Here is a 19,812-nt window from a genome sequence, read left to right on the forward strand (position 1 = left end):
AGCATGTCGCCTCATGGCGACATTAGACAAACGATGAATCTCGGACCTGAGGCCAAGATTTGCTAATGGGTGGCTTATTGAAGAACATGGCGAGGTTGCCACCACCGACGAGGCCATGATGTCGTTGCCCCCGATTCTATGGATGCAGGCGTTCGAGGCCGCGGCGCGCACCCTGAGCTTCACCCAGGCCGGCCGCGAACTGGGCGTCACGCAGTCGGCCGTCAGTCAGCGGATTCGCCTGCTCGAGGACCGACTCGGCCAGGCCTTGTTCGTGCGCCATCCCCGCAGCCTGTCGCTGACGCCGGCCGGTCAGGCCTGGTTGCCGAGCATCCAGGAGGCCTTCACGCGCATCGCCGAGGGCACCGCCGAAGTCTTCGGCCCCCACCCGGATGCCCCGGTGACGCTGCGAGCCACGCCTGCCGTCCAGGCCGGATGGCTGGCCACCGAGCTGACCCATTTCCATCGGCGCCATCGCGATGTCACGGTACGTCTGGTGAGTGCCGTGTGGCCCGGCGACTTCAGCGCCGAGGGGGTGGACATGGAAATTCGCTACGGTCAGGGCGATTGGCCGGACATGGAGGCGGTGCTGCTCAACGAGGAAGTCATGCTGCCCGTCTGTGCGCCCGGCGTGGCGCGGCAACTGCACAAGCCGGAAGACCTGGCGGGCCATACGCTGCTGCATGCCGCCGGTTTCGCGCTGGGCTGGCCGAGCTGGCTGTCGCTGGCCGGTGTCGAGGGGCTCGAGGCGCGCTGTGCCTCGTTCATCTGCGATACGCAGGTGGCGACCTTGGCCCTGGCGGCCCGCGGTGCGGGGGTGGCCCTGACGCATCGCCGCCTCTTCGAGGGACGCGACGATCTGGTGGCGCCCTTTGCGCTTTCCATGCCCACCGACGAGGCGTTCTGGCTGGTGCGGCCACGGGCGCGCGCCCCGCGTCCGGCCTGCGATGCGCTATGGGCATGGCTGCGCGATGTGGGTGAACTAGACTGACGATACCGACACCGCCAAGGGTGTCACGGGCTGCGGGAGACAAGCATGGCAACGAGGGGAAAGCGCCGGTATGTCCGGCTTCTTGTCAGGATGTCGGTGGCCGCGGTGGGCATGGCGCTGACGTTGTCGGTGGTGGCCGGGGACGTGAGGGTATACGACCCGGACAGCGGACGTCTGCTGCCGCTCGAGTCGCAGCGCTCCGACCCCGGTTGGCGGCATGACCGCCAGCACGTGCCGGACCGGCACTGGCAGCACGATCGCGAGGTGATCGTGCGTCCCGAGATTCACCTGAGAGGCATGGCGCCGGCTCCTTCCACCGAGGCGCGTCCCGACGTTCCCGACGGGAATCGCGTATGCCGTGACGATGAAGGCACGACCACGTGGTCGACGCGCCCCATGCCGTGTGACTGATCAGGTGCACGTCGCCGCGTGGACGGGGCGTTTGTCATGTGAGGAGAGGCATCATGCGATGGCATAGCGAAGCACTCGCGAGGCGGCGATATCTGCTGTGGGCCTGCCTGCTGATGGTCGGGCTGGGGCTGTCATGGTGGGCAAGCGCGCAGTCCGAGCGCGACGCGTCTCTGGGTGTGGTGCTGAGCATCGACGGCAGCATCGGCCCCGCCACCAGCGATTACTTTCAGCGCGGACTCGAGCGTGCCGAGGAAGCCGGCGCATCGCTGGTGATTCTCGAACTCGACACGCCCGGCGGGCTGGACGCCGCGATGCGCGACATGATCGGTGCGATGCTGGCCTCGCCGATCCCGGTGGTCAGCTACGTATCGCCCGCCGGATCGCGTGCCGCCAGTGCCGGTACCTACCTGCTCTACGCCAGCCATGTCGCTGCCATGGCGCCGGCCACGCATCTCGGTTCGGCGACGCCGGTGCAGCTCGGCGGCGGTGGCGGCGAGTCGGCGCCGGACGAAGCGCAGGAGGGCGACGCTCAGGAGACATCGTCGTCGGCCATGGAGCGCAAGGTGCTCGAGGATGCCGTGGCCACCATCCGCTCGCTCGCCGAACGCCATGGGCGCAACGCCCAGTGGGCCGAACGCGCGGTCCGCGAGGCGGCCAACCTGACGGCCAGCGAGGCCCTGGAGGCCAATGTCATCGAGATCGTGGCGAGCGACCTCGACGACTTGCTCACGCAGCTCGACGGTCGCCGCGTGGTCATGGACGACGGCGAGCGCACGCTTTCCACCCAGGGCATGGCCCTCGAGCGGCAGCCGCCCGACTGGCGGGCCCAGGTGCTGGCGGTGATCACCGATCCCAACGTCGCCTACTTCCTGATGATCGTCGGCTTCTACGGCCTGATCTTCGAACTGTTGAGCCCCGGGACCCTGTTTCCCGGCGTGATCGGCGCCATCTGCCTGGTGCTCGCCATGTATGCCTTCCAGGTGCTGTCGGTGGGGTATGCCGGCCTGGTACTCGTCTTCCTGGGCATGGCGCTGGTGGTCGCCGAGGCGTTCGTGCCCAGCATCGGCGTGCTGGGGTTCGGCGGGTTGGCGGCGTTCGTCGCCGGCTCGGTGATGCTGATGGATGACACTCACCAGCGCCTGGCCCTTCCCATGGTGGGCGGCATTGCCCTGATCGCCGCCGGCTTCCTGCTATGGGTCGTAATGCGTTTTTTGAGCGTGCAGCGGCATCGTCCCCAGGGGGGACAGGAAGAACTCGTCGGGCAGGTGGCCACGGTACTGGCGGGTTTCGAGGTGCAGGGCAAGGTGATGGTGCACGGCGAACGCTGGCGGGCACGTTGCTCCCGGCGGCTCGCGCGTGGCCAGCAGGTTCGCATCGTGGCCGTCGACGGGCTGACGCTGATGGTCGAGCCGTTGGCGGAAACGCCGCAAGCGTCGGACGGGGCGTAAGCCCCGTACCCGATGCCGCCAGTATCGCGGAACGGCCATCATCCCGGTGGTGTTCCAGAAGGGGTCTGAAGAGGAGTACGCACCATGTTCGCAAACTATGCCTATCTCGTGCCCATCGTCGTTCTGCTGCTGTTGCTGTTCGCGGCGGTACGCATCCTGCCCGAATACAAGCGCGGCGTGGTGTTCTTCCTGGGGCGTTTCCAGGCGGTGAAGGGGCCGGGGTTGCTGCTGTTGATCCCCGGGGTCCAGAAGATGCAGGTCGTCGATCTGCGTACCGTGACGCTGGATGTGCCGGAGCAGGACGTCATTTCCCAGGATAACGTCACCGTGCGCGTCAACGCGGTGCTCTACTTCCGCGTGGTCGACCCCGAGAAGGCGATCATTCAGGTCGAGAACTTCGGGGTCGCCACCAGCCAGCTGGCACAGACGACCCTGCGCTCGGTGCTCGGCAAGCACGACCTCGATGAGATGCTGTCCGAGCGCGACCGTCTCAACGACGACATCCAGGAAATCCTCGACGCCCAGACCGAGTCATGGGGCATCAAGGTCGCCAATGTCGAGATCAAGCATGTCGATCTCGACGAGAGCATGATCCGCGCCATCGCCCGCCAGGCCGAGGCGGAGCGCGAACGTCGCGCCAAGGTGATTCATGCCGAGGGCGAGCTGCAGGCCTCGCACAAGCTGGTCGAGGCCGCCGATGTCATGTCCAGCAACCCGGCGGCACTGCAACTGCGTTATCTGCAGACGCTCAGCGACATGAGCAACAAGAATGCCTCGACCATCGTGTTCCCGCTGCCGATGGACATCATGGAGGCCTTCAAGGGGCACTTGAACAAGGCAGGCGGTGCGTCTTCGCAAGGCCAACCCCCGAATGGAGCGGCGGCATCCGGCACGTCGTCGGGCCGCGCCTCGGCGGGTGACGAGACATCGGGCAACGAAGCGTGACAGACGGCTGTCATCTCGAGCGGTTAGAATGTCGCCTCGTTTTCACGAGGAGCAAGGCGGCATGCCCGATGACAGGCGCCATCTGGCGATATTCGATCTCGACGACACCCTGCTCGACGGTGACTGTACCGGCCTGTGGATCGCCTGGCTGGTAAGGCGCCGTTGGGTGGAGGATGGCGAAGCGTTCATGGAGCAGGTGGCGCGTCACGATCAGCAGTATCACGCCGGCACGCTGGACATGCAGGCGCACCTGCGCTTCGTGCTGGCGCCGCTGGTCGGGCGCCGGCACGACACGGTGCGCGACGAGGTCGTGGCGTTCGTCGAGACCTGGATCCGGCCGCGTCTGATGCCGGGCGCGCTCGAACGCCTGGCCTGGCATCGTGACCAGGGGCACGACACCTTGATCATCTCGGCTTCGATGTATCATCTGGTCGAGCCCATCGCACGCGAGGTCGGTGCCGACGACGCCCTGGCCACGCCGCCGGCGTTCGACGCCGAGGGCCGCTTCACCGGCGAGCCCACCGGCATCGTCACCTACCAGTCTGGCAAGCTGACGGCGCTGGAGGCCTGGCTCGCCGAGCGTGAGGCCGCCCGCGCGCGCCCCGACATCCTCTGGGGCTACAGCGATTCGTACAACGATCTGCCGCTGCTCGAGCATGTCGACCATGCGCATGCCACGCAGCCCGATGCCCGCCTGGCGCGTGTCGCCGAGCAACGTGGCTGGCCGCGCTTCGACTGGCGCAACGCGGGTGCCACTTCGACCAAAGGTGCAAAGGCCTCGCCGAGTTGGTAGAATCCCGCGCTTTCCCGGGCACATGACGCCATGTGCCCGAAACCGACCGTTCAAGGCCGATTGATTTCATGAGCGCAACGCCGCCCTAGCGTTTTTTCCTCTCCCCCGGAGCGTTTCCCGCTCCCGCGCGGTTCCACATGACGCCACCCAGCGTCGCGGGGCCGTGTTCGGCCGTCTGTTCGGCTCCCGTCGCATTCTCGACATCGATACATGACACGATGCCCGTGACCGGACGAGCCGTCGCCAGGCGCGCCGCGCGCAATACCTGACCTTTCTCATCGATGGACACAAGCATGTACGCATCAATCAAGCAACGCTGGTTCTCGAACGTCCGATCGGACGTCCTGGCCGGCGCCGTGGTGGCGCTGGCGCTGATCCCCGAGGCGATCGCCTTCTCGATCATTGCCGGGGTCGACCCCAAGGTGGGGCTCTATGCGTCCTTTTCCATGGCCGTGGTGATCGCCTTCACCGGCGGTCGGCCAGGGATGATTTCCGCCGCCACCGGCGCCATGGCGCTGCTCATGGTGACCCTGGTCAAGGAGCACGGGCTGGAGTATCTGCTTGCCGCGACCCTGCTGACCGGGGTCTTGCAGATCGTGGCCGGCTACCTGCGTCTGGGGGCCTTGATGCGCTTCGTCTCGCGGTCGGTGGTCACGGGCTTCGTCAATGCCCTGGCGATCCTGATCTTCATGGCGCAATTGCCGGAGTTGACCGACGTGACCTGGCACGTCTATGCCATGACCGCCGGCGGCCTGGCGATCATCTACCTGTTCCCCTACGTGCCGGTCATCGGTCGCATGCTGCCGTCACCGCTGGTCTGCATCCTCGTGCTCACCACGATCTACATGCTGGGCGACTTCTCCATGGTGCGCACCGTGGGCGACATGGGCGAGCTGCCGGATACGCTGCCGGTGTTCCTGTGGCCCGACGTGCCGCTCAATTTCGAGACCCTGGCCATCATCTTCCCGTATTCCGCCGCACTGGCCGTGGTGGGGCTGCTCGAGTCGCTGATGACCGCGACCATCGTCGACGAACTCACCGACACGCCCAGCGACAAGAACCGTGAGTGCAAGGGCCAGGGCGTTTCCAACATCGCGACCGGCTTCCTGGGCGGCATGGCCGGCTGTGCGATGATCGGGCAGTCGGTGATCAACATCAAATCCGGCGGGCGCACGCGGCTTTCCACGCTGTGCGCGGGTGTCATCCTGTTGATCATGGTGGTGTTCCTCGGCGACCTCGTCGCGCAGATTCCCATGGCGGCGCTGGTGGCGGTGATGATCATGGTCTCCATCGGGACCTTCAGCTGGGAGTCGCTGCGCGACATGCGCAAGCATCCGATGTCGACCAACATCGTCATGCTCGCCACGGTGGCCGTGGTGGTGGCGACCCATAACCTGGCTATCGGCGTGCTGGTCGGCGTGCTGCTGGCATCGCTGTTCTTCGCCAACAAGGTCGGCCAGATCCTGTACGTAGGCAGCGAAATGGGCGACGAGCATACTCGCGTCTACCGCGTGGTGGGGCAGGTGTTCTTCACCTCGGCGGATCGCTTCACCGACGCCTTCGACTTCAAGGAAACCGTGGAGCGCGTGCGCATCGATCTGACCCGCGCGCACTTCTGGGACATTACCGCCGTGGGCGCGCTCGACAAGGTCGTCATCAAGTTCCGCCGCGAGGGCACCGAGGTGGAGGTCGTGGGGCTCAACGAAGCCAGCGCCACCCTGGTGGACCGTTTCGCGGTGCACGACAAGCCCGACGCCGTGGAAAAACTCATGGGCCACTGAGTCGTGACCTGAGCCTTGGGCCTACGCCTTAAAGGGGAGACGACAAGTCTCCCCCTGCCTGAGTATCATGCAATTAGCCCCATTTCGATGGGACTCGACAAGAACATTGGAAGGAGCCCGCCACATGAAAGCACCTCACGTCATGGCTTGCATCGATGGCTCGAACTATGCGGAAACCGTGAGCGATGCGGCGATCTGGGCGAGCCAGCGCATGGAGGTGCCGCTGTCGTTCGTGCATGTGCTGGATCGTAACCAGGCACCCAGCCAGTTCGACCCGCGCGGCAACATCGGGCTCGGCTCGCGCGAGCACCTGCTGGAGGAACTGGCCAGCCTCGACGAGCAGCGCGGCAAGCTCGCCCAGGAGCATGGCCGCCTGATGCTGAGCGCGGCGCGCGAGCGGGCCGAGGCCGCCGGCATTGCCGAGGTCGAGACGCGTCAGCGCAACGGGGAGCTGGTCGAGGCGCTGGTCGAGATCGAAGAGGAATCTCGCCTGGTGGTGCTGGGCAAGCGCGGTGAATCGGCCGAGGCGGCGCCGGAGCACATGGGCAGCAATCTCGAGCGCGTGATCCGTGGGCTGCACCGGCCGATTCTGGTGGTGCCGGAAACCTTCACCAGCCCCTCGCGCTACCTCATTGCCTTCGATGGCGGGCCGACTACCCGCAAGATGGTCGAATTGCTCGCGGATCGCCCGCTGCTGCGCGGTCTGGAATGCCACCTGGTGCTGGTGGGGGCCGACACCGACGAGCATCGCGAGCAACTGGCCTGGGCGGAGAAAAAGCTGGCGCCGACCAGCAGCGCCGTGCACACCCGGATCATCGCCGGCGAGGTCGAAAAGGTGCTGTGCGATTATCAGCGCGAGCACGCCATCGAACTGCTGGTGATGGGCGCCTACGGCCATTCCCGCATTCGCCAGTTCCTGGTGGGCAGTACCACCACGGCGATGATCCGCCGTGCCCAATCTCCCTTGCTGCTGCTTCGCTAACGATTCATTTCCCCCAACGATGACGAGGGCCGGGGACAAGGCCCTGTCATCGGCCGGGGTGGAAAACGACCACCAAGTGCTGCGAACGAAGAGGATCCGTCATGATCATTCAGCGCCACGATACCAAGGCCCGCATGAGTCGGGCCGTCATTCACAACGGCGTCGCCTATCTATGCGGCCAGGTAGCCGGCCCGGAGGCCCGCCACGGCGATATCACCGCGCAGACCGAGAGCGTGCTGGCCCGGGTCGATGCCCTGCTCGAGGAAATCGGTTCGGACCGCAGTCACCTGCTCACGGCCACGGTGTACCTGCGCTCGGGCGATGATGTCGCGGCGATGAACACGGTGTGGGATGCCTGGGTGCCCACCGGGCATGCCCCGGCACGGACCTGCGTCGTGGCGCCGATGCCTGCCGACGAGCTCAAGGTGGAAGTCACCGTCACGGCCGCCGTCAAGGGGCAAGCCTAGGGGCCGCCTGCCGGCGGTTCATTCCGCCGAGTCGGCGTCCTCCGTCTGCGCCGGCGGCGGCTGATGGCGCAAGAACTCCCTCAGGCGCTCTGCGTCGCTTTCGCCGACCCGGCATAGTTGGTCGGCGATTTCCGCATACTGCATCAATACCGGTACCAGCAGCCGCCGCCGTTCGACGCCGTCGTCGGTGGCGCGCGCCTCGCCATCGAACCACTCGAAGAGCCGTGCCAGGCGCGCATAGTTGGGATCGCCGCGCCCGCTGTTTCCGCGCAATGCATCGATGGACAGGCAGCGCAGCACATTGCGCTTGTTCGGGTCCAGTCCTTCCTTCTCCAGCAGACGTTCGGCATGCTGCATGAAATGCTCGGCCAGCAGGGCGGTGGTCTGGGTGCGCCCGTGGTGCGCCAGGGCATCGAGACTGTCGCGTAACGCTCGCTGCTGCTGCACGAGCTGCTGCCAGAACGCCAGACCCAGCAGGGCCAGGATCGCCAGCGCGCCCAGTGCGAGCACGAAGGCGCCCAACGGGATCAGGGCCGAAGGCGGCAGCGGCCAGGCGAGATCCGTGACCGACAGCAGTGCACCCCCCAGCAGGGCGGTCGCGAGCAGCACGGCGAGCGTCAGAACCAAGCGTTTCATTGTGTCGTATCCATTACCACGAGGGTCTCCCCATTATCGGCCCCGTTGCGCCAAGCTTGATGGTGGCACGCGACACGCCTTTTCAGCACATGCCGCCATTCACCGGCAATACCTGGCGCGTCATGTAGGCGGCGTCGCTGGAGCAGAGAAAGCTCACCACGCCGGCGACGTCCTCGGCTTGCCCGGTGCGTCGCATGGGAATCAGCTTGCGCACCTCTTCCTGGGGCAGGTGATGCGTCATGTCGGTATCGATCCAGCCCGGGGCGACGCAGTTGACGGTGATATGGCGCTTGGCGAGCTCGATGGCCAATGCCTTGGTGGCGCCGATGACCCCCGCCTTGGCGGCGCTGTAGTTGACCTGTCCCCGGTTGCCGATCACGCCCGACATCGAGGCGATGGTGACGATGCGCCCCGGTTTGCGGCGGCGGATCATCGGCATGACCAGCGGATGCAGCACGTTGTAGAAACCGTCGAGGTTGGTATGCACTACGCTGTCCCAGTCGTCTTCGGTGAGCGCGGGGAAAGGGTTGTCGGCGGTGATCCCGGCATTGCATACCACGCCGTAATAGGCGCCGTGACGCTCGATATCGGCTTCCAGGCACGCGCGGGCCTCGCCTCGCTCGGCCACGTCGAAACGCAGCAGGCGTGCTTCGCGCCCCAGGGCGCGAATGTCCTCGGCCACGGCCTCGGCTTCCTGCTCGCGCGAGCGGTAGTGGACAACGATATCGAAACCGTCGCGCGCCAGACGCAACGCGGTGGCGCGACCGATGCCACGGTTGGCGCCGGTGACCAGAATGGTGTCGTTCATCATGTCTCTCGGCTGGTGGATGGTGCCGGGGAAAGCGACGCGGTATCCGGCTGGAAGATGCTCAACTGGCCTTCGGCGAGCGCTTCGCCCGCGGGCGTGGTCAGGGTGCCGCTGAAGGCGCGCACGCCGTTGTCGGCGACGAAGTCGCGGGTGACGTGCACATGAACCGGCTCGCCCAGCGCGAAGGCATCGACCCGCGCCCGGTAACGCCGGCTGGCGATGAGAAACCCGGGCGGCGGCGGGGCGCCGGTGAGACGCGCTCCCATGCCTGCCCAGGCGGCGACCGCCTGGGCCAGCCACTCGAGTCCCACCCAGGCAGGGATGACGCCCGCTTCCATGAACAGGTCCGTCGCGTCGGGCACGACCTCGGCACGGGCGCCGTCGGCATCGTAGTGCAGCAGGGTGTCGAGCAGGCACATCGCACCGCGATGCGGCACCAGCGGCTCGATGGCGCAGGGCGTGTCGGTCTGCATGTCAGGCCTCCTCGCGCATCAGCAACAAGGCGGCATTGTTGCCGCCGAAGGCGAAGGAATTGCTCAACGCGTAGCGCATGCGGCCGGCAGCGTGTTCGGACGTCACCAGGTCGAGCCATGGCAGCTCGGGGTCGGGATGGCCGTCGAAGACATGCACCGGCCGCTGCTGGCGTGTCAGCGCCAGCCAGCAGAAGGCGGCTTCGAGCGCCCCGGCGGCGCCCAGCGTATGACCGGTGAGCCCCTTGGTGGAGCTGCACGGCGGCGGTGTCTCGAACAGTGTCGTCACCGCCCTGGCTTCCATGCTGTCGTTGTGGGGCGTGCCGGTGCCATGCAGATTGAGGTAGTCCACGGCCTCGGGGGCGCAATGGGCCGTGGCCAGGGCCTGGCGCATCGCCTCGTGTGCGCCGCTGCCGTCGGGCCGCGGGGCGGAGATGTGGTAGGCGTCGCTGGATTCGCCCACGCCGGCGAGCTGGATGCCGCCCTCGTCCGGCGTGACCACGAACAAGGCTGCCGCCTCGCCGATGTTGATGCCGTCGCGATGCTCGGAAAACGGCAGGCAGGGACGTTCGCTGATCGCCTCCAGACTCGTGAAGCCGTTGACGGTCAGGCGACACAGGCTGTCCGCACCGCCGGCGATCACGGCGTCGCAGGCGCCGCTGGCGAGCAGGCGGCGGGCACTGGCCAGTGCCCGCGCGCTCGAGCTGCACGCCGTGGAGAGGGCGTAGGCCGGCCCGCTGACGCCGAGGCGGTCGGCCACGAAGCGTGCCGGCGCGCCGAGTTCCTGGTTGGCGTAGCGGAACGTGTCGGGCAGCGGACCGTCGTGGCCCGCTGCGGCGATGGCGCTCTCGGTTTCGCCGATGCCCGAGGTGCTGGTGCCGATGACCACGCCAATGCGTTCCGGCGCGATGCGCTCACGCAGCGGCGCCAGGCTGTCCTCGAGCTGCTGCAGGGCCAGTGCCAGCAGGCGGTTGTTGCGACTGCGCTGTTCGAATGGCCAGCTGTCCCAATCGGGCAGCGAACATGTGACGCTGCCCAGCGGCAGGTCGCGGCCGGGGGTGAAGGCGTCGCTGACGGTCAGTCCGCGGCGTCCCTGGAAAAGCGCCTCGGCGATGACGTCGAGATCGTCGCCGAGACTGCACACGACGCCGGGGCGGGACAGTCGGCACGCTTGTCGGGAAGACGGTACGCTCATGGGGCGGTCTCGTGGTCGGGGGTGGCATCGAGGGGCGTGATGCGTAGTCGGTAGTCGCCCTGGAAGTCGTCGAGCACGACCTCCCGCGAGGCATCCCGCCCGCTCGGCGGCGGCGTGATCCGCGCAATGCGCGTGCCGCGATAGGTGATCAGTCGATGGCCATCGCGCTCGTCGAGACGCCAGTCGCTCCCCGCGAAGGCTTCCTCGAGAGCCGCACGCGGCCACAACGACCACTCCAGGCGCGTCGCCAGCCAGTCCGGCGGGAAGGGCAGGGCTTCCTCGCGGGGCGCATCGCCTTGCTCGAAGCGGCTGCCCGAGGCGTCACGCACCAGGGTCGTCAGGCGTTGGCCGTATGGCGTGGTCAGTACCACGCGCAGTTCTTGGGGGGCGAGGCGCATCACGGCGATCAGCGTGCGCGGCGAGGCATCCGACGCCGTCGTCTCGTCCCCCGGCTCGAAGGTCAAACGCCGGGTCAGGGTCGCTGCGCGCTCGGCCCGGTCGAGTGCGGGATGCGGGGCGATGGGCGGCGTCAGCGAGCAGCCCGTCACTATCAGCGAGGCGCTCAGCAGCGCGACGGCACCCAGCATGCGGCGTGACAGGCTCATGAGCGTACCTCGTCGCGGTGGCCGCACACTTCGGCGAGGGCCGCCAGGCGTCGCCGCGAGGCAGTGACGAAAGGATTCTCGTGGTCCCAGGCATAGCCGGCGAGCACGGCACTGATCCAGCGCTTGAAGTGCGGTGGTGGCGCCTCGTGAAAGACGATGGTCTGCAGCGTGCCGGCGTACCAGGCCTCGACGAAGGCACGAAACGTCTCGACGCCTGAGCGCAGCGGCGTCTCGAACTCGTCCTCCCAGTCGACCTCGCCGCCGCGCAGCTGCCGGTCGACCAGGGGCGCGGCCAGGTGCGCCGAATGCAGGGCGATGGTGATGCCGGAGGAAAATACCGGATCGAGAAACTCCCCGGCATTGCCCAGCAGCGCATACCCCGGGCCGTGCAGGCGCGTGACGCTGGCGGCGTAGCCGCGTATTTCCCCTACCTCGCGCAGACGCTGTGCATTGCGCAGCAGGTGACGAAAGCGTGGCTCCTGATCGAGCAGGGCCCGCCAGCGTGCCTCGGGCGTATCGCCCTGGGCGGTGAGCGCGGCGATGTCGCCCACGACACCGACCGAGGCGCGTCCCTCGGCGAAGGGAATCAGCCAGAACCAGATGCCCGAGTCCTCGGGATGGACACCGATGAGGATCTTCTCGCGATCGAACGCCGCCTCGTCGATGCCATCGGCGACGTGACTGAAGATCGCCATGCGCGGCTCGGCGCGCGGGTCGCGTTCGAGCGACTCCAGGCGTGCCAGCACGCGGCCGTAGCCGCTGGCATCGAGGACGAAGCGGGCGCTCAAGCGGCGCGTCCCGCCGTGTTCGTCGTCGAGCTGCAGCGTGGGGCGTTCGGGATCGGCGTCGAAGGCGCTCACCGTGGTGCCGAACTCGAGCGTGGCACCATAGGATTCGGCGGCGTGAATCAGGCGCTGATCGAAATCGGCGCGCTCCACCTGGTAGGTGGTGCCCCAGCCGGGGGTGGTCTTGTCGCGAAAGTCGATGGTGGTGGTGCGTGCGCGGTGCGTGAAGGCGGCGCCGTTCTTGGGCTGGTACCCCGCCGCCTGGACGGTTTCCAGCAGGCCGGCCGCATCCAGATAGGCCATGCTCTGCGGCAGCAGGCTCTCGCCGATGGAAAAGCGCGGGAAATGGCTGCGCTCGATGACGTGCACGCGTTGGCCGAGCTGACTCAGGCGCGCGGCGGCGGCGGCGCCGGCCGGGCCCGCGCCGATGATCGCGACATCGCAGTCTGGGACGCTTGGGTTCATTCTGGCGCTCCTCGGGGACCGGGTCTGAGCAAGTAGACCAGCGCCCACACCGCCGCCAGACCGATCAGACACGTCAGGCCGAGGTAATGCAGGGCTGGGGTGGCGCTGAAGGCAAGCAGGCCGAAGGCCAGCAGGCTGGTCAGCGTGGACAGGCTGATGGCCAGCCAGGCCGCTGCCTGGCGCGGATGTTCGGCATTGAAGATACCTGCGTCGAGCCCGATACCCAATACCAGCAGCAGGCCCAACTGACTGAAGACATTGAGCGGCACGCCGGCGACGGCGAAGCTGGCCAATACGATCAGCGTAGCGCCTAGCGGGGGAAGTAGCACTCGCCAGGTGCGCCGTCGATACCGCAGTCCCAGGCCGAGACTCAGCAAGACGAGGCCGAGTGCCAGCCACTCGGCGATGTGCGTGCGCAATTCGCCGAGCAGGCCCGACAGTCGCTCGATACGGTCGACGTAGGTGACGCCGGGCGTCGCGTCGGCCAGCGCTCGCAAGGGCTGCTCCCCGGCACCATCCTCGACGCCGCGCAGCACGACCGTGGCGGCGACGTCACCGTCATCGGTCTCGCCCAGCCACAAGCGTTGCTGGGACTCGCCCAGGGGCGTGTCGAGCCAGGTATCGACATCCAGTACCGGCGTGTCGTCGAGACGCGTACGCGCGCGTTCGGCCAGCGTCTCGGGGAGTCCCGCCCGGGCGAACAGGGTGTCGAGCGGTTCCCGATAGAGACGCTCGACGCGGTCGAGGTCGGCCTTCTGCCGAGCGGGCGGCGGTACGCTGTCGGCGAGGTCGGTGTGACCCGCGATCACGCCATCGCGGCGCAGTGACTCGAGGGGGGCATGAAGGGCGTCCAGGCGCGTGAGCAGGTCGTCTTCGTCATCGCCGCGCACCAGCAGGTAGTGCGTGCCGGTGTCGTTGCCGAAGTGACGCTGCACGAGACGCTCCTGCTCGAGCAATGCCGTCGGTGAGGAGTTGAGCAGGCGCAGGCTGTCGTCGCTTTGCAGTCGCCAGACGCAGAGGGCCAGCAGGATCACGGCGACGACCCCGACCCAGCCGGGGGTCGGGCGCCACGGCGTGCGCGTCATGCTTTCCCAGCGCTGGGCCAGACGTGCGGTGGCCGGCGAGACGGGCAGGCGCAAGCGTGGCAGCCAGAGCACCACGCTCACCCAGGCGCCGACCAGGCCGAGCGCGGCGAAGACCGCCATCTGGCGCAGTCCGGGCAAGGGGGTGAGGGTCTGGGCGAGGTAGGCGACCAGACTCGAGGCCAGGCCAAGGGCGAGGCCGGGCAGCAGGGGGCGCAGCCGGAAACCGCGACCGGCAATGGCGCGATGGCTTTGCAAGTGCAGGGCGTAATCGATGGCGATGCCGATCAAGCTGGCGCCGAAGGCCAGGGTCAGCAGGTGCAGGCTGCCGAACAGTGCCAGGGTCGCGGTCAGCGCCAGCAGCAGGCCGCTGCCCAGGGGCAGCAGCAGGGCGAGCAGTACCCGCGCGGAACGAAACACGCACAGCAGCACCGCGATCAGGCCCAGCAAGGCCCCGAGGCCGATGGTCGAGATTTCCCGCTTGGCCTGCTCGGCACCGGCAGCGGCATGGAAGATCAATCCCGATCGCAGCAGCGTGGCGTCGGGATGCGCCGTCTGGAAGTCCGTCAGCGCCCGGGTGAGGCGTGTCTGTGCCTCGGGGGCGTAGGGCGATGCGGCCAGTTCACCGATCACCAGGTCGTAGCGTTGGCCGTCGATGGTCACGCCCAGACGTCCGTCGCGCGGTGCGATCCGGCTCTGGGTGCGCGTCTCGAGCCAGGCGTCGAGGAGTCCGAACGGGTCGCGTATCGGCTCGGGCTGCGCCGAGGGCGAGAACAGGGTCTTGAGAGCGGGTGCGACCAGTGACATGCCGCCATCGGCGTCGATCGCCTCGCGAATGGCCGGGGTCAGCAAGCGGTAGCGATAGGCATCCAGGGCCTTGCGCGGGTCGGCATCGAGCAGGTCGGTATCCCGCCAGACCAGCGTCTCCACCAGCGCTGGCATCTCGTCCAGCGCCTCGGCAAGCGCCGGGGTGGCACGCGAGAGATCGTCGGCGGCGAGCAGCACCACGAAGCGATCCTCGAAGCCGGTGCCCAGCTTGGCACTGGCGCGCTCCACCAAGGGGGCCTGGCGATCCTCCGGCAGCATGGCCGTCAGCCGCGTGTCGGCGGGCAGACCATCGCGAACGAGCCACCCCAGCGCCACCAGGCACAGGATGTGAACGACCAGCCAGGCCCAGGCGAGATGGCGGGGGAGGCGGTTGGCGGTGGACTGAGACGGCATGGGCGATCCTGGGTCCGGTCAGCGTGCGTCGGGCAGCGCGTCGATGGCCTCGGGGGACATCGGCGCCTGATCGCTCAACTCGATGCGCAAACGATCGCCGTCGGCGGTTTCCATCACCAGACGCTCGACATGACGACCACCGGCGAGGCGGATCTCGGCAATGCGCGCGGCAAGCTCGGCGTCGCGTGGCGTGAGTTGTACACGCCATGCGTCGCGGGTGCCGTCGAGCGTCTGCGTGAAGCGTTCTTCCAGGGCCGACCAGTCACCGCCGAGCAGGCGGAGCAACAAGGCGGCGACCTGCTCGCGGCCGGCGTCACCGGCGCCCTCGCCTGGCGTGGCATCCTCGGCGTTGGCCGGAGTCAGCACCAGCGTATCCTCGACCGGGGTTTCCAGTTGCCAGACGACCTTCTGGTCGCGTACGTAGGCGAAGCGGCCCCGGCTTTGCAACTCGGTGTCGACATCGGCGAGAAAGCGGGTCTGGGTGAAACGCCCTTCGATCGCGGTGGTGCGTTCGAGCTGAGCTTGGAGGTCCTGGCGATCGAAGGCATGGGCGCTCAGCGAAACGCTGGCGAGCAGCAGGCAGGCACAGGCGATCAGGCGGCGTGGCATGCGATAGCTTCCGGCTGGCGGTATCGAGTGGCTCGGGTGTGGCTCAGGCATCATGGCGGTCACCTTTCTCGCGGGAACTCCAGAAGGGAAAGAAGTTGAACCATTGCAGGGGCTGACGCCGGCATTGCTCGGTGAGCCACGCCACGTAGCGGCGCATGGCCTGCTCGCGCCAGGCATCGCGTTCGGCCCGCCTGAGGTGCGTCGTGTCATCGAAGGTGTCGAACTCGACCCGGTAGCCCCGTTCGTCGCGCAGGCACGCCACCGTATAGAGCGGGCAGCGCAGCAGGGTGGCGAGATGGAACGGTCCCTCGGGGAAGGCGGCGGGTGCGCCCAGGAAATCCAGGGTCTGGGTACGCCCGTCGTCGTGAATCGGGACGCGGTCGGCGGCGATCATCACGAAGCGACCTTGCTGGATGCGTTCGGCCAGCAGCATCGCGGTGGCGGGCGTGATCTCGCTGACCTCGATGATTTCCGGCGCGCGCCGCAGACTGCTGCGGGCCAGCAGCTCGTTGAACTTGCTGGCGTTGCGGGTGTGCATGATCTGCACGACGTGGAAGTCGTCGCGACGCTCCTGCATGGCACTGCAGATTTCCAGGTTGCCGACGTGCGAGACCAGCACCAGGCCGCCGCGGCCGCTGCGAATGGCGGTGTCGAGGCGAGCCCGGTCCTCGCCATCGACGCGGGCCTCCAGGCTGCGACCGCTCCAGGCGTCGATCTTGTCCATCAGCATGCTGCCGAAGACCAGGAAGTGACGCAGGCTCAGCCAGTGCACGCAGCGGGGCGCGTGACCGGCATGCAACGGCCAGACGCGCTTGAGGTATTCCTGCGAGGCCTGGCGGGGAATGTGACGCACGACATAGTAATAGGCGATCACCGGCACCAGCATGAGGCGAAACGGCCAGCGGCCCAGGCGGCGGCGTATCCACACCATGAGGCGCATGCCGGCGAGCGTGCCGGACTCTTGAATGCGCGACCAATGCTGCGTGTCGTGGGAGACGTCGTCGTCGCGGGAGGTCATCGGGTACTCCTGGTCAGGCGCGCATGGCGACGCAGCAAGCGGGGAAGCCGACGCAGCATGCCGGCAAGCAAGCGCAAGTGCATGAGGGTCAGTTGTCGGTTGTCGCGCCACATGGCGAAATGCGAGACGCCATCGAGCGGATAGCTCACCCGCACCGGCAGGTTTTCGATGGCGCGTTCCGCCCACACCCAGCGCACCGGCAATTCGGTATCGAACTGCATGCGATCCCCGCAGGGATGGCGTGCGATCAGGCGGTTGGTGGCCGCCACGGGATAGAGCTTGACCCCGCACATGGTATCGCGCAGCGCGAAGGACAGCGTGCTCAGCCAGACCAGTGAATGGGTCAGGTAGCGAGCATAGAAACGGTGGCGCGGCACGCTGGCGTCGAAGCGGGGATAGCCGATGCGTAGCGTCTCGTCATGGGCATCGAGCCCGGCGAGAAACGGAGGCAGGTCGTCGGCGTCGTGCTGGCCATCGGCATCGACCTGCAAGGCATGGGTGAATCCCAGGCGTTGTGCCTCGCGAAGACCGGCCTTGACCGCCGCACCCTTGCCGCGATTGCGTGCCAGCCGGACCAGATGCGTTTGCGGCTCGTCGGCCAGGCGGTCGAGCACCTCGGCACAGGCGGGCTCGCAACCGTCGTCGACCAGGATCACGGGCACCGAGAGGTGACGCAGACGTGCACAGGTGCGTCCCACCGCCTCGGCATGGTTGTACACCGGAATCAGCACGCAAGGGCGGGCGTTGTCATGCATGGGACGACTCCTCCGGCGCGACGAGTGTCAGGGTGCCGGTGGCATGGACGCCGCGCTGGCTGGTCAGTGTGAAGCGCAGCCGGGTCGAGGTGGCCTGGGACGTGGTCTCGAGCGCCAGGACGGCGCGTTCCCCGGGCAGCAACAGCAGGGGGAACTTGACGCGTGTCATGTCCCGGCAGACGCCATGGCAGCCGAGGCGGTCGCGCGCGGCATGCAAGGCCCAGCGAACCATGACCACGCCGGGTACCACGGGCTGGTCATCGAAATGGCCGTCCAGGTAGGCCAGACGCTCGGGAACCTCCAGCGTGAGGTGTGCGCGGTTCGGGCCGTCCGCGACGTCGTCCAGCCAGCGCGGTGCCCGCGGGTCGTCGAGGTCCGCGAACAGGCGCGCCAGGCAGGCCGCGCCGAGCTTGCCCTGGGCATCGCTGGGCCAGTGTTCGACGAAACGCCAGTAACGGGGCAATACCGCGTTCTCGAAGCGCGGCGCCAGGGCATCCCGCAGGCGGCGAATCAGGGCTCGGCGCGCCTCGTGAGTGTGCGGGATCGTCTCGGGGTCGAGCGCCACGACGGCGCCCAGGCGGCCGTCACGGCGTGGCAGCGCCAGGCAATGTGCCCGGCGAACGCCAGGCAGGGCGCCGAGGGCATGATCGAAGGCGGTGAGCGAGACGCGCTTGCCGCCGACCTTGGCGATGCGGTCGGTGCGTCCGAGCAATTGAAAGCGTTGTGCCTCGATCACCACGCGGTCAGCCTGTGCCGTCCAGGCCGCCGGCTCGGGCAGCCAGGGCGTGCGCAGCCAGAGTTGCTGGTCGTCGTCGGCACGCACGTCGACCCCCGGCAGCGGGGTCCAGCGTGTGTCGCGCTGCTGGATGCGCCAGGCGATGCCACCGGTTTCGGAGCTGCCGTAGACTTCGCGGACGGCGCAGCCCAGCAGGCGTTCGGCATGCGCGGCGGCGTCGAACGCCAGGGGCGCGCCGGACGAATGGATGCCTGACAGGATGCCACCGACCGCCGGCCAGTCCAGCGTCTCGGGGAGGCGTTCCAGGGTGGGGGGCGCGCTGATCAGTACCGCCTCGCGGCGGGTCTGCGCCTGCCACCGCGACAGCCAGGCATGCAGGGTTTCCGGGTAGCGGCACACGTCGGCGGCGAACGGCGCGCGCTCGCACAGCGGCCGCAGGATGCCGAACAGCAGGCCGTAGATATGCTGGTGGCTGACCTGGCTCAGGACCAGACGTGCGTCGAGCGGCCACAGCGCGGCATGCATGGCCAGTTCGGCGTCGAGCTGGGCGAAGGTCTTGTCGAGACGCTGCGGCTCGCCGGTGGAACCCGAGGTGTAGAGCGTCACCGCAACGCGCTGCGGCGCCAGCTCCCCCCAGCTCGGTGCATGCGCGCCGGGGCTGGCGGTCAGGGCGCCGGGGAGGTCGCCCAGGCGTCCTGCGTTGTCGGCGTCGAGCGCCTCGAGCGTGGCGGGGCGGGTGTCGGCCGGCAGGATGACGCGATCGCCACGTTCCCAGGCGGCGATCAAGGCCGCACAGAAGGACATGGGGTCCGGCGTGCTCAGCACCCAGCCGCATGGGGTGTCGGCGCCGGTCGCCAGGGTCGCCTGCCAGGCGCCGATGGCGGCGTGCAGCGACGCCAGTGACCGCCAGGCCGTGTCGGCCGGTGCCTCGGGATTCCAGGCCACGGCACGGTCGGTATCGCGGTCGCGCCAGGGGGCGTCGAGCAGCGGCGCGAAGGCACGGGAACGATCGGTCATGGCGCTATCGGTCATGGGGCGTTTCCTCGGGCCTGCTTTTCACTCGGCGGCGAATCAGCCATTCGCCGAGAAACATCATGGCCAGCAGCGCGTAGACGATGCCGCCGTTGTAGAGCGTCCAGGTGGCCATGTCGGCATAAAGGGCCGTCCATAGCGCAATGCTGCCATTGACCAGGAAGAAGACGCACCAGGCCTGAGTGACGCGTCGCGTATAACGCACGCCACGCGGACCCAGTGCCGGCTCGCGGCGTCGCGCCAGGCGCTCGATCACGCTGGGCCCGTGCGCCAGGCTATAGGCGAAGACGGCGAGCATGGCGGCGTTGAGCACCACCGGCCAGGCTCGCACGCCGAATTCGGCGTAGCCGGCGGCGATCAAGGCACCGCCGGCGATGAGCAGGACCCAGCCCCATCCTCGGCGTGCGGCGGGCAGGCGCCACCAGGCGAGTGCCAGGATGGCAACCAGCAACGGCCAGGCGCCCAGGTGCGGCAGCAGGACGTGCGCGGCCAGCGGCCAGCCCAGTGCCAGGATGCCGAGCAGAAGATTGAAGAGAGGAGAGCGCGGCGCGCTCACGGGGGCGATACGGACATTCATGCT

Annotated in this window: 20 protein-coding genes; 8 read left to right on the forward strand and 12 right to left on the reverse strand. The window is 67.9% G+C overall.

Annotation, left to right across the window (positions count from 1 at the left end):
- The first annotated feature begins 115 nt into the window (after positions 1-115).
- From ABGX75_RS14745 to ABGX75_RS14780, 8 genes are all read left to right on the forward strand, one after another.
- Positions 116-988 (forward strand): LysR family transcriptional regulator, encoded by an 873-nt coding sequence (locus ABGX75_RS14745; protein ID WP_035413528.1) that lies wholly within the window; start codon positions 116-118, stop codon positions 986-988.
- A 45-nt stretch (positions 989-1,033) separates the two neighbouring features.
- Positions 1,034-1,399, forward strand: a complete 366-nt coding sequence (locus tag ABGX75_RS14750) for a hypothetical protein (protein WP_347411092.1) — start codon at positions 1,034-1,036, stop codon at positions 1,397-1,399.
- 53 nt (positions 1,400-1,452) lie between these two features.
- Positions 1,453-2,847 carry a nodulation protein NfeD gene (locus ABGX75_RS14755; protein ID WP_301968874.1) on the forward strand — a complete coding sequence of 465 codons (1,395 nt, stop codon included), beginning with the start codon at positions 1,453-1,455 and terminating at the stop codon, positions 2,845-2,847.
- 84 nt (positions 2,848-2,931) lie between these two features.
- Positions 2,932-3,792 carry a slipin family protein gene (locus ABGX75_RS14760; RefSeq protein WP_347411093.1) on the forward strand — a complete coding sequence of 287 codons (861 nt, stop codon included), beginning with the start codon at positions 2,932-2,934 and terminating at the stop codon, positions 3,790-3,792.
- A gap of 61 nt (positions 3,793-3,853) precedes the next feature.
- Positions 3,854-4,585: an HAD family phosphatase gene (locus tag ABGX75_RS14765; protein ID WP_178999236.1), complete on the forward strand. Its 732-nt coding sequence runs from the start codon at positions 3,854-3,856 to the stop codon at positions 4,583-4,585.
- Positions 4,586-4,878: 293 nt separating this feature from the next.
- Positions 4,879-6,366 carry a SulP family inorganic anion transporter gene (locus ABGX75_RS14770; RefSeq protein WP_043558588.1) on the forward strand — a complete coding sequence of 496 codons (1,488 nt, stop codon included), beginning with the start codon at positions 4,879-4,881 and terminating at the stop codon, positions 6,364-6,366.
- 124 nt (positions 6,367-6,490) lie between these two features.
- Positions 6,491-7,348 (forward strand): universal stress protein, encoded by an 858-nt coding sequence (locus tag ABGX75_RS14775; RefSeq protein WP_347411094.1) that lies wholly within the window; start codon positions 6,491-6,493, stop codon positions 7,346-7,348.
- 101 nt (positions 7,349-7,449) lie between these two features.
- Positions 7,450-7,815 (forward strand): RidA family protein, encoded by a 366-nt coding sequence (locus ABGX75_RS14780; protein WP_347411095.1) that lies wholly within the window; start codon positions 7,450-7,452, stop codon positions 7,813-7,815.
- An 18-nt stretch (positions 7,816-7,833) separates the two neighbouring features.
- On the opposite strand, the gene ABGX75_RS14785 is transcribed toward ABGX75_RS14780, so the two are convergent.
- From ABGX75_RS14785 to ABGX75_RS14840, 12 genes are all read right to left on the reverse strand, one after another.
- Positions 7,834-8,451 carry a hypothetical protein gene (locus ABGX75_RS14785; RefSeq protein WP_011508054.1) on the reverse strand — a complete coding sequence of 206 codons (618 nt, stop codon included), beginning with the start codon at positions 8,449-8,451 and terminating at the stop codon, positions 7,834-7,836.
- Between the two features lie 82 nt (positions 8,452-8,533).
- Positions 8,534-9,259 (reverse strand): 3-oxoacyl-ACP reductase FabG, encoded by a 726-nt coding sequence (fabG, locus tag ABGX75_RS14790; RefSeq protein WP_011508053.1) that lies wholly within the window; start codon positions 9,257-9,259, stop codon positions 8,534-8,536.
- Complete coding sequence (locus ABGX75_RS14795) at positions 9,259-9,732, reverse strand: hotdog family protein (RefSeq protein WP_179152932.1); 474 nt, start codon at positions 9,730-9,732, stop codon at positions 9,259-9,261. The genes fabG and ABGX75_RS14795 overlap by 1 nt, the downstream gene beginning before the upstream one ends.
- 1 nt (position 9,733) lies before the next feature.
- A complete protein-coding gene (locus tag ABGX75_RS14800; protein WP_347411096.1) occupies positions 9,734-10,924 on the reverse strand; it encodes a beta-ketoacyl-ACP synthase in 1,191 nt (396 codons plus the stop codon).
- Positions 10,921-11,529 (reverse strand): DUF3261 domain-containing protein, encoded by a 609-nt coding sequence (locus tag ABGX75_RS14805; protein WP_287124253.1) that lies wholly within the window; start codon positions 11,527-11,529, stop codon positions 10,921-10,923. Before ABGX75_RS14805 ends, ABGX75_RS14800 begins: the two co-directional genes overlap by 4 nt.
- A complete protein-coding gene (locus ABGX75_RS14810) occupies positions 11,526-12,779 on the reverse strand; it encodes an NAD(P)/FAD-dependent oxidoreductase (RefSeq protein WP_301968872.1) in 1,254 nt (417 codons plus the stop codon). Before ABGX75_RS14810 ends, ABGX75_RS14805 begins: the two co-directional genes overlap by 4 nt.
- Positions 12,776-15,082: a hypothetical protein gene (locus tag ABGX75_RS14815; protein ID WP_347411097.1), complete on the reverse strand. Its 2,307-nt coding sequence runs from the start codon at positions 15,080-15,082 to the stop codon at positions 12,776-12,778. The genes ABGX75_RS14810 and ABGX75_RS14815 overlap by 4 nt, the downstream gene beginning before the upstream one ends.
- A gap of 18 nt (positions 15,083-15,100) precedes the next feature.
- Positions 15,101-15,691 (reverse strand): outer membrane lipoprotein carrier protein LolA, encoded by a 591-nt coding sequence (locus tag ABGX75_RS14820; RefSeq protein ID WP_035413608.1) that lies wholly within the window; start codon positions 15,689-15,691, stop codon positions 15,101-15,103.
- Positions 15,692-15,734: 43 nt separating this feature from the next.
- The gene (locus tag ABGX75_RS14825) at positions 15,735-16,709 is read right to left on the reverse strand and encodes a glycosyl transferase (protein ID WP_110061065.1); all 975 of its coding nucleotides are present in this window, start codon (positions 16,707-16,709) and stop codon (positions 15,735-15,737) included.
- Positions 16,706-17,464 carry a glycosyltransferase family 2 protein gene (locus ABGX75_RS14830; RefSeq protein ID WP_035413612.1) on the reverse strand — a complete coding sequence of 253 codons (759 nt, stop codon included), beginning with the start codon at positions 17,462-17,464 and terminating at the stop codon, positions 16,706-16,708. Before ABGX75_RS14830 ends, ABGX75_RS14825 begins: the two co-directional genes overlap by 4 nt.
- Positions 17,457-19,232, reverse strand: coding sequence for an AMP-binding protein (locus tag ABGX75_RS14835; RefSeq protein WP_347411098.1), 1,776 nt, complete (start codon positions 19,230-19,232; stop codon positions 17,457-17,459). Before ABGX75_RS14835 ends, ABGX75_RS14830 begins: the two co-directional genes overlap by 8 nt.
- Complete coding sequence (locus ABGX75_RS14840) at positions 19,222-19,809, reverse strand: hypothetical protein (RefSeq protein WP_347411099.1); 588 nt, start codon at positions 19,807-19,809, stop codon at positions 19,222-19,224. Before ABGX75_RS14840 ends, ABGX75_RS14835 begins: the two co-directional genes overlap by 11 nt.
- Positions 19,810-19,812 lie beyond the last annotated feature (3 nt).

It is taken from the genome of Chromohalobacter sp. (assembly GCF_039830575.1).
Lineage (GTDB): Bacteria > Pseudomonadota > Gammaproteobacteria > Pseudomonadales > Halomonadaceae > Chromohalobacter > Chromohalobacter israelensis.

What these genes read in the sequence shown, in the direction of transcription:
- ABGX75_RS14745 (WP_035413528.1), top strand. Translation starts at nt 116, where the DNA reads ATGATGTCGTTGCCCCCGATTCTATGGATGCAGGCGTTCGAGGCCGCG.
- ABGX75_RS14750 (WP_347411092.1), top strand. Translation starts at nt 1,034, where the DNA reads ATGGCAACGAGGGGAAAGCGCCGGTATGTCCGGCTTCTTGTCAGGATG.
- ABGX75_RS14755 (WP_301968874.1), top strand. Translation starts at nt 1,453, where the DNA reads ATGCGATGGCATAGCGAAGCACTCGCGAGGCGGCGATATCTGCTGTGG.
- ABGX75_RS14760 (WP_347411093.1), top strand. Translation starts at nt 2,932, where the DNA reads ATGTTCGCAAACTATGCCTATCTCGTGCCCATCGTCGTTCTGCTGCTG.
- ABGX75_RS14765 (WP_178999236.1), top strand. Translation starts at nt 3,854, where the DNA reads ATGCCCGATGACAGGCGCCATCTGGCGATATTCGATCTCGACGACACC.
- ABGX75_RS14770 (WP_043558588.1), top strand. Translation starts at nt 4,879, where the DNA reads ATGTACGCATCAATCAAGCAACGCTGGTTCTCGAACGTCCGATCGGAC.
- ABGX75_RS14775 (WP_347411094.1), top strand. Translation starts at nt 6,491, where the DNA reads ATGAAAGCACCTCACGTCATGGCTTGCATCGATGGCTCGAACTATGCG.
- ABGX75_RS14780 (WP_347411095.1), top strand. Translation starts at nt 7,450, where the DNA reads ATGATCATTCAGCGCCACGATACCAAGGCCCGCATGAGTCGGGCCGTC.
- ABGX75_RS14785 (WP_011508054.1), bottom strand. Translation starts at nt 8,451, where the DNA reads ATGAAACGCTTGGTTCTGACGCTCGCCGTGCTGCTCGCGACCGCCCTG.
- fabG (WP_011508053.1), bottom strand. Translation starts at nt 9,259, where the DNA reads ATGAACGACACCATTCTGGTCACCGGCGCCAACCGTGGCATCGGTCGC.
- ABGX75_RS14795 (WP_179152932.1), bottom strand. Translation starts at nt 9,732, where the DNA reads ATGCAGACCGACACGCCCTGCGCCATCGAGCCGCTGGTGCCGCATCGC.
- ABGX75_RS14800 (WP_347411096.1), bottom strand. Translation starts at nt 10,924, where the DNA reads ATGAGCGTACCGTCTTCCCGACAAGCGTGCCGACTGTCCCGCCCCGGC.
- ABGX75_RS14805 (WP_287124253.1), bottom strand. Translation starts at nt 11,529, where the DNA reads ATGAGCCTGTCACGCCGCATGCTGGGTGCCGTCGCGCTGCTGAGCGCC.
- ABGX75_RS14810 (WP_301968872.1), bottom strand. Translation starts at nt 12,779, where the DNA reads ATGAACCCAAGCGTCCCAGACTGCGATGTCGCGATCATCGGCGCGGGC.
- ABGX75_RS14815 (WP_347411097.1), bottom strand. Translation starts at nt 15,082, where the DNA reads ATGCCGTCTCAGTCCACCGCCAACCGCCTCCCCCGCCATCTCGCCTGG.
- ABGX75_RS14820 (WP_035413608.1), bottom strand. Translation starts at nt 15,691, where the DNA reads ATGCCACGCCGCCTGATCGCCTGTGCCTGCCTGCTGCTCGCCAGCGTT.
- ABGX75_RS14825 (WP_110061065.1), bottom strand. Translation starts at nt 16,709, where the DNA reads ATGACCTCCCGCGACGACGACGTCTCCCACGACACGCAGCATTGGTCG.
- ABGX75_RS14830 (WP_035413612.1), bottom strand. Translation starts at nt 17,464, where the DNA reads ATGCATGACAACGCCCGCCCTTGCGTGCTGATTCCGGTGTACAACCAT.
- ABGX75_RS14835 (WP_347411098.1), bottom strand. Translation starts at nt 19,232, where the DNA reads ATGACCGATAGCGCCATGACCGATCGTTCCCGTGCCTTCGCGCCGCTG.
- ABGX75_RS14840 (WP_347411099.1), bottom strand. Translation starts at nt 19,809, where the DNA reads ATGAATGTCCGTATCGCCCCCGTGAGCGCGCCGCGCTCTCCTCTCTTC.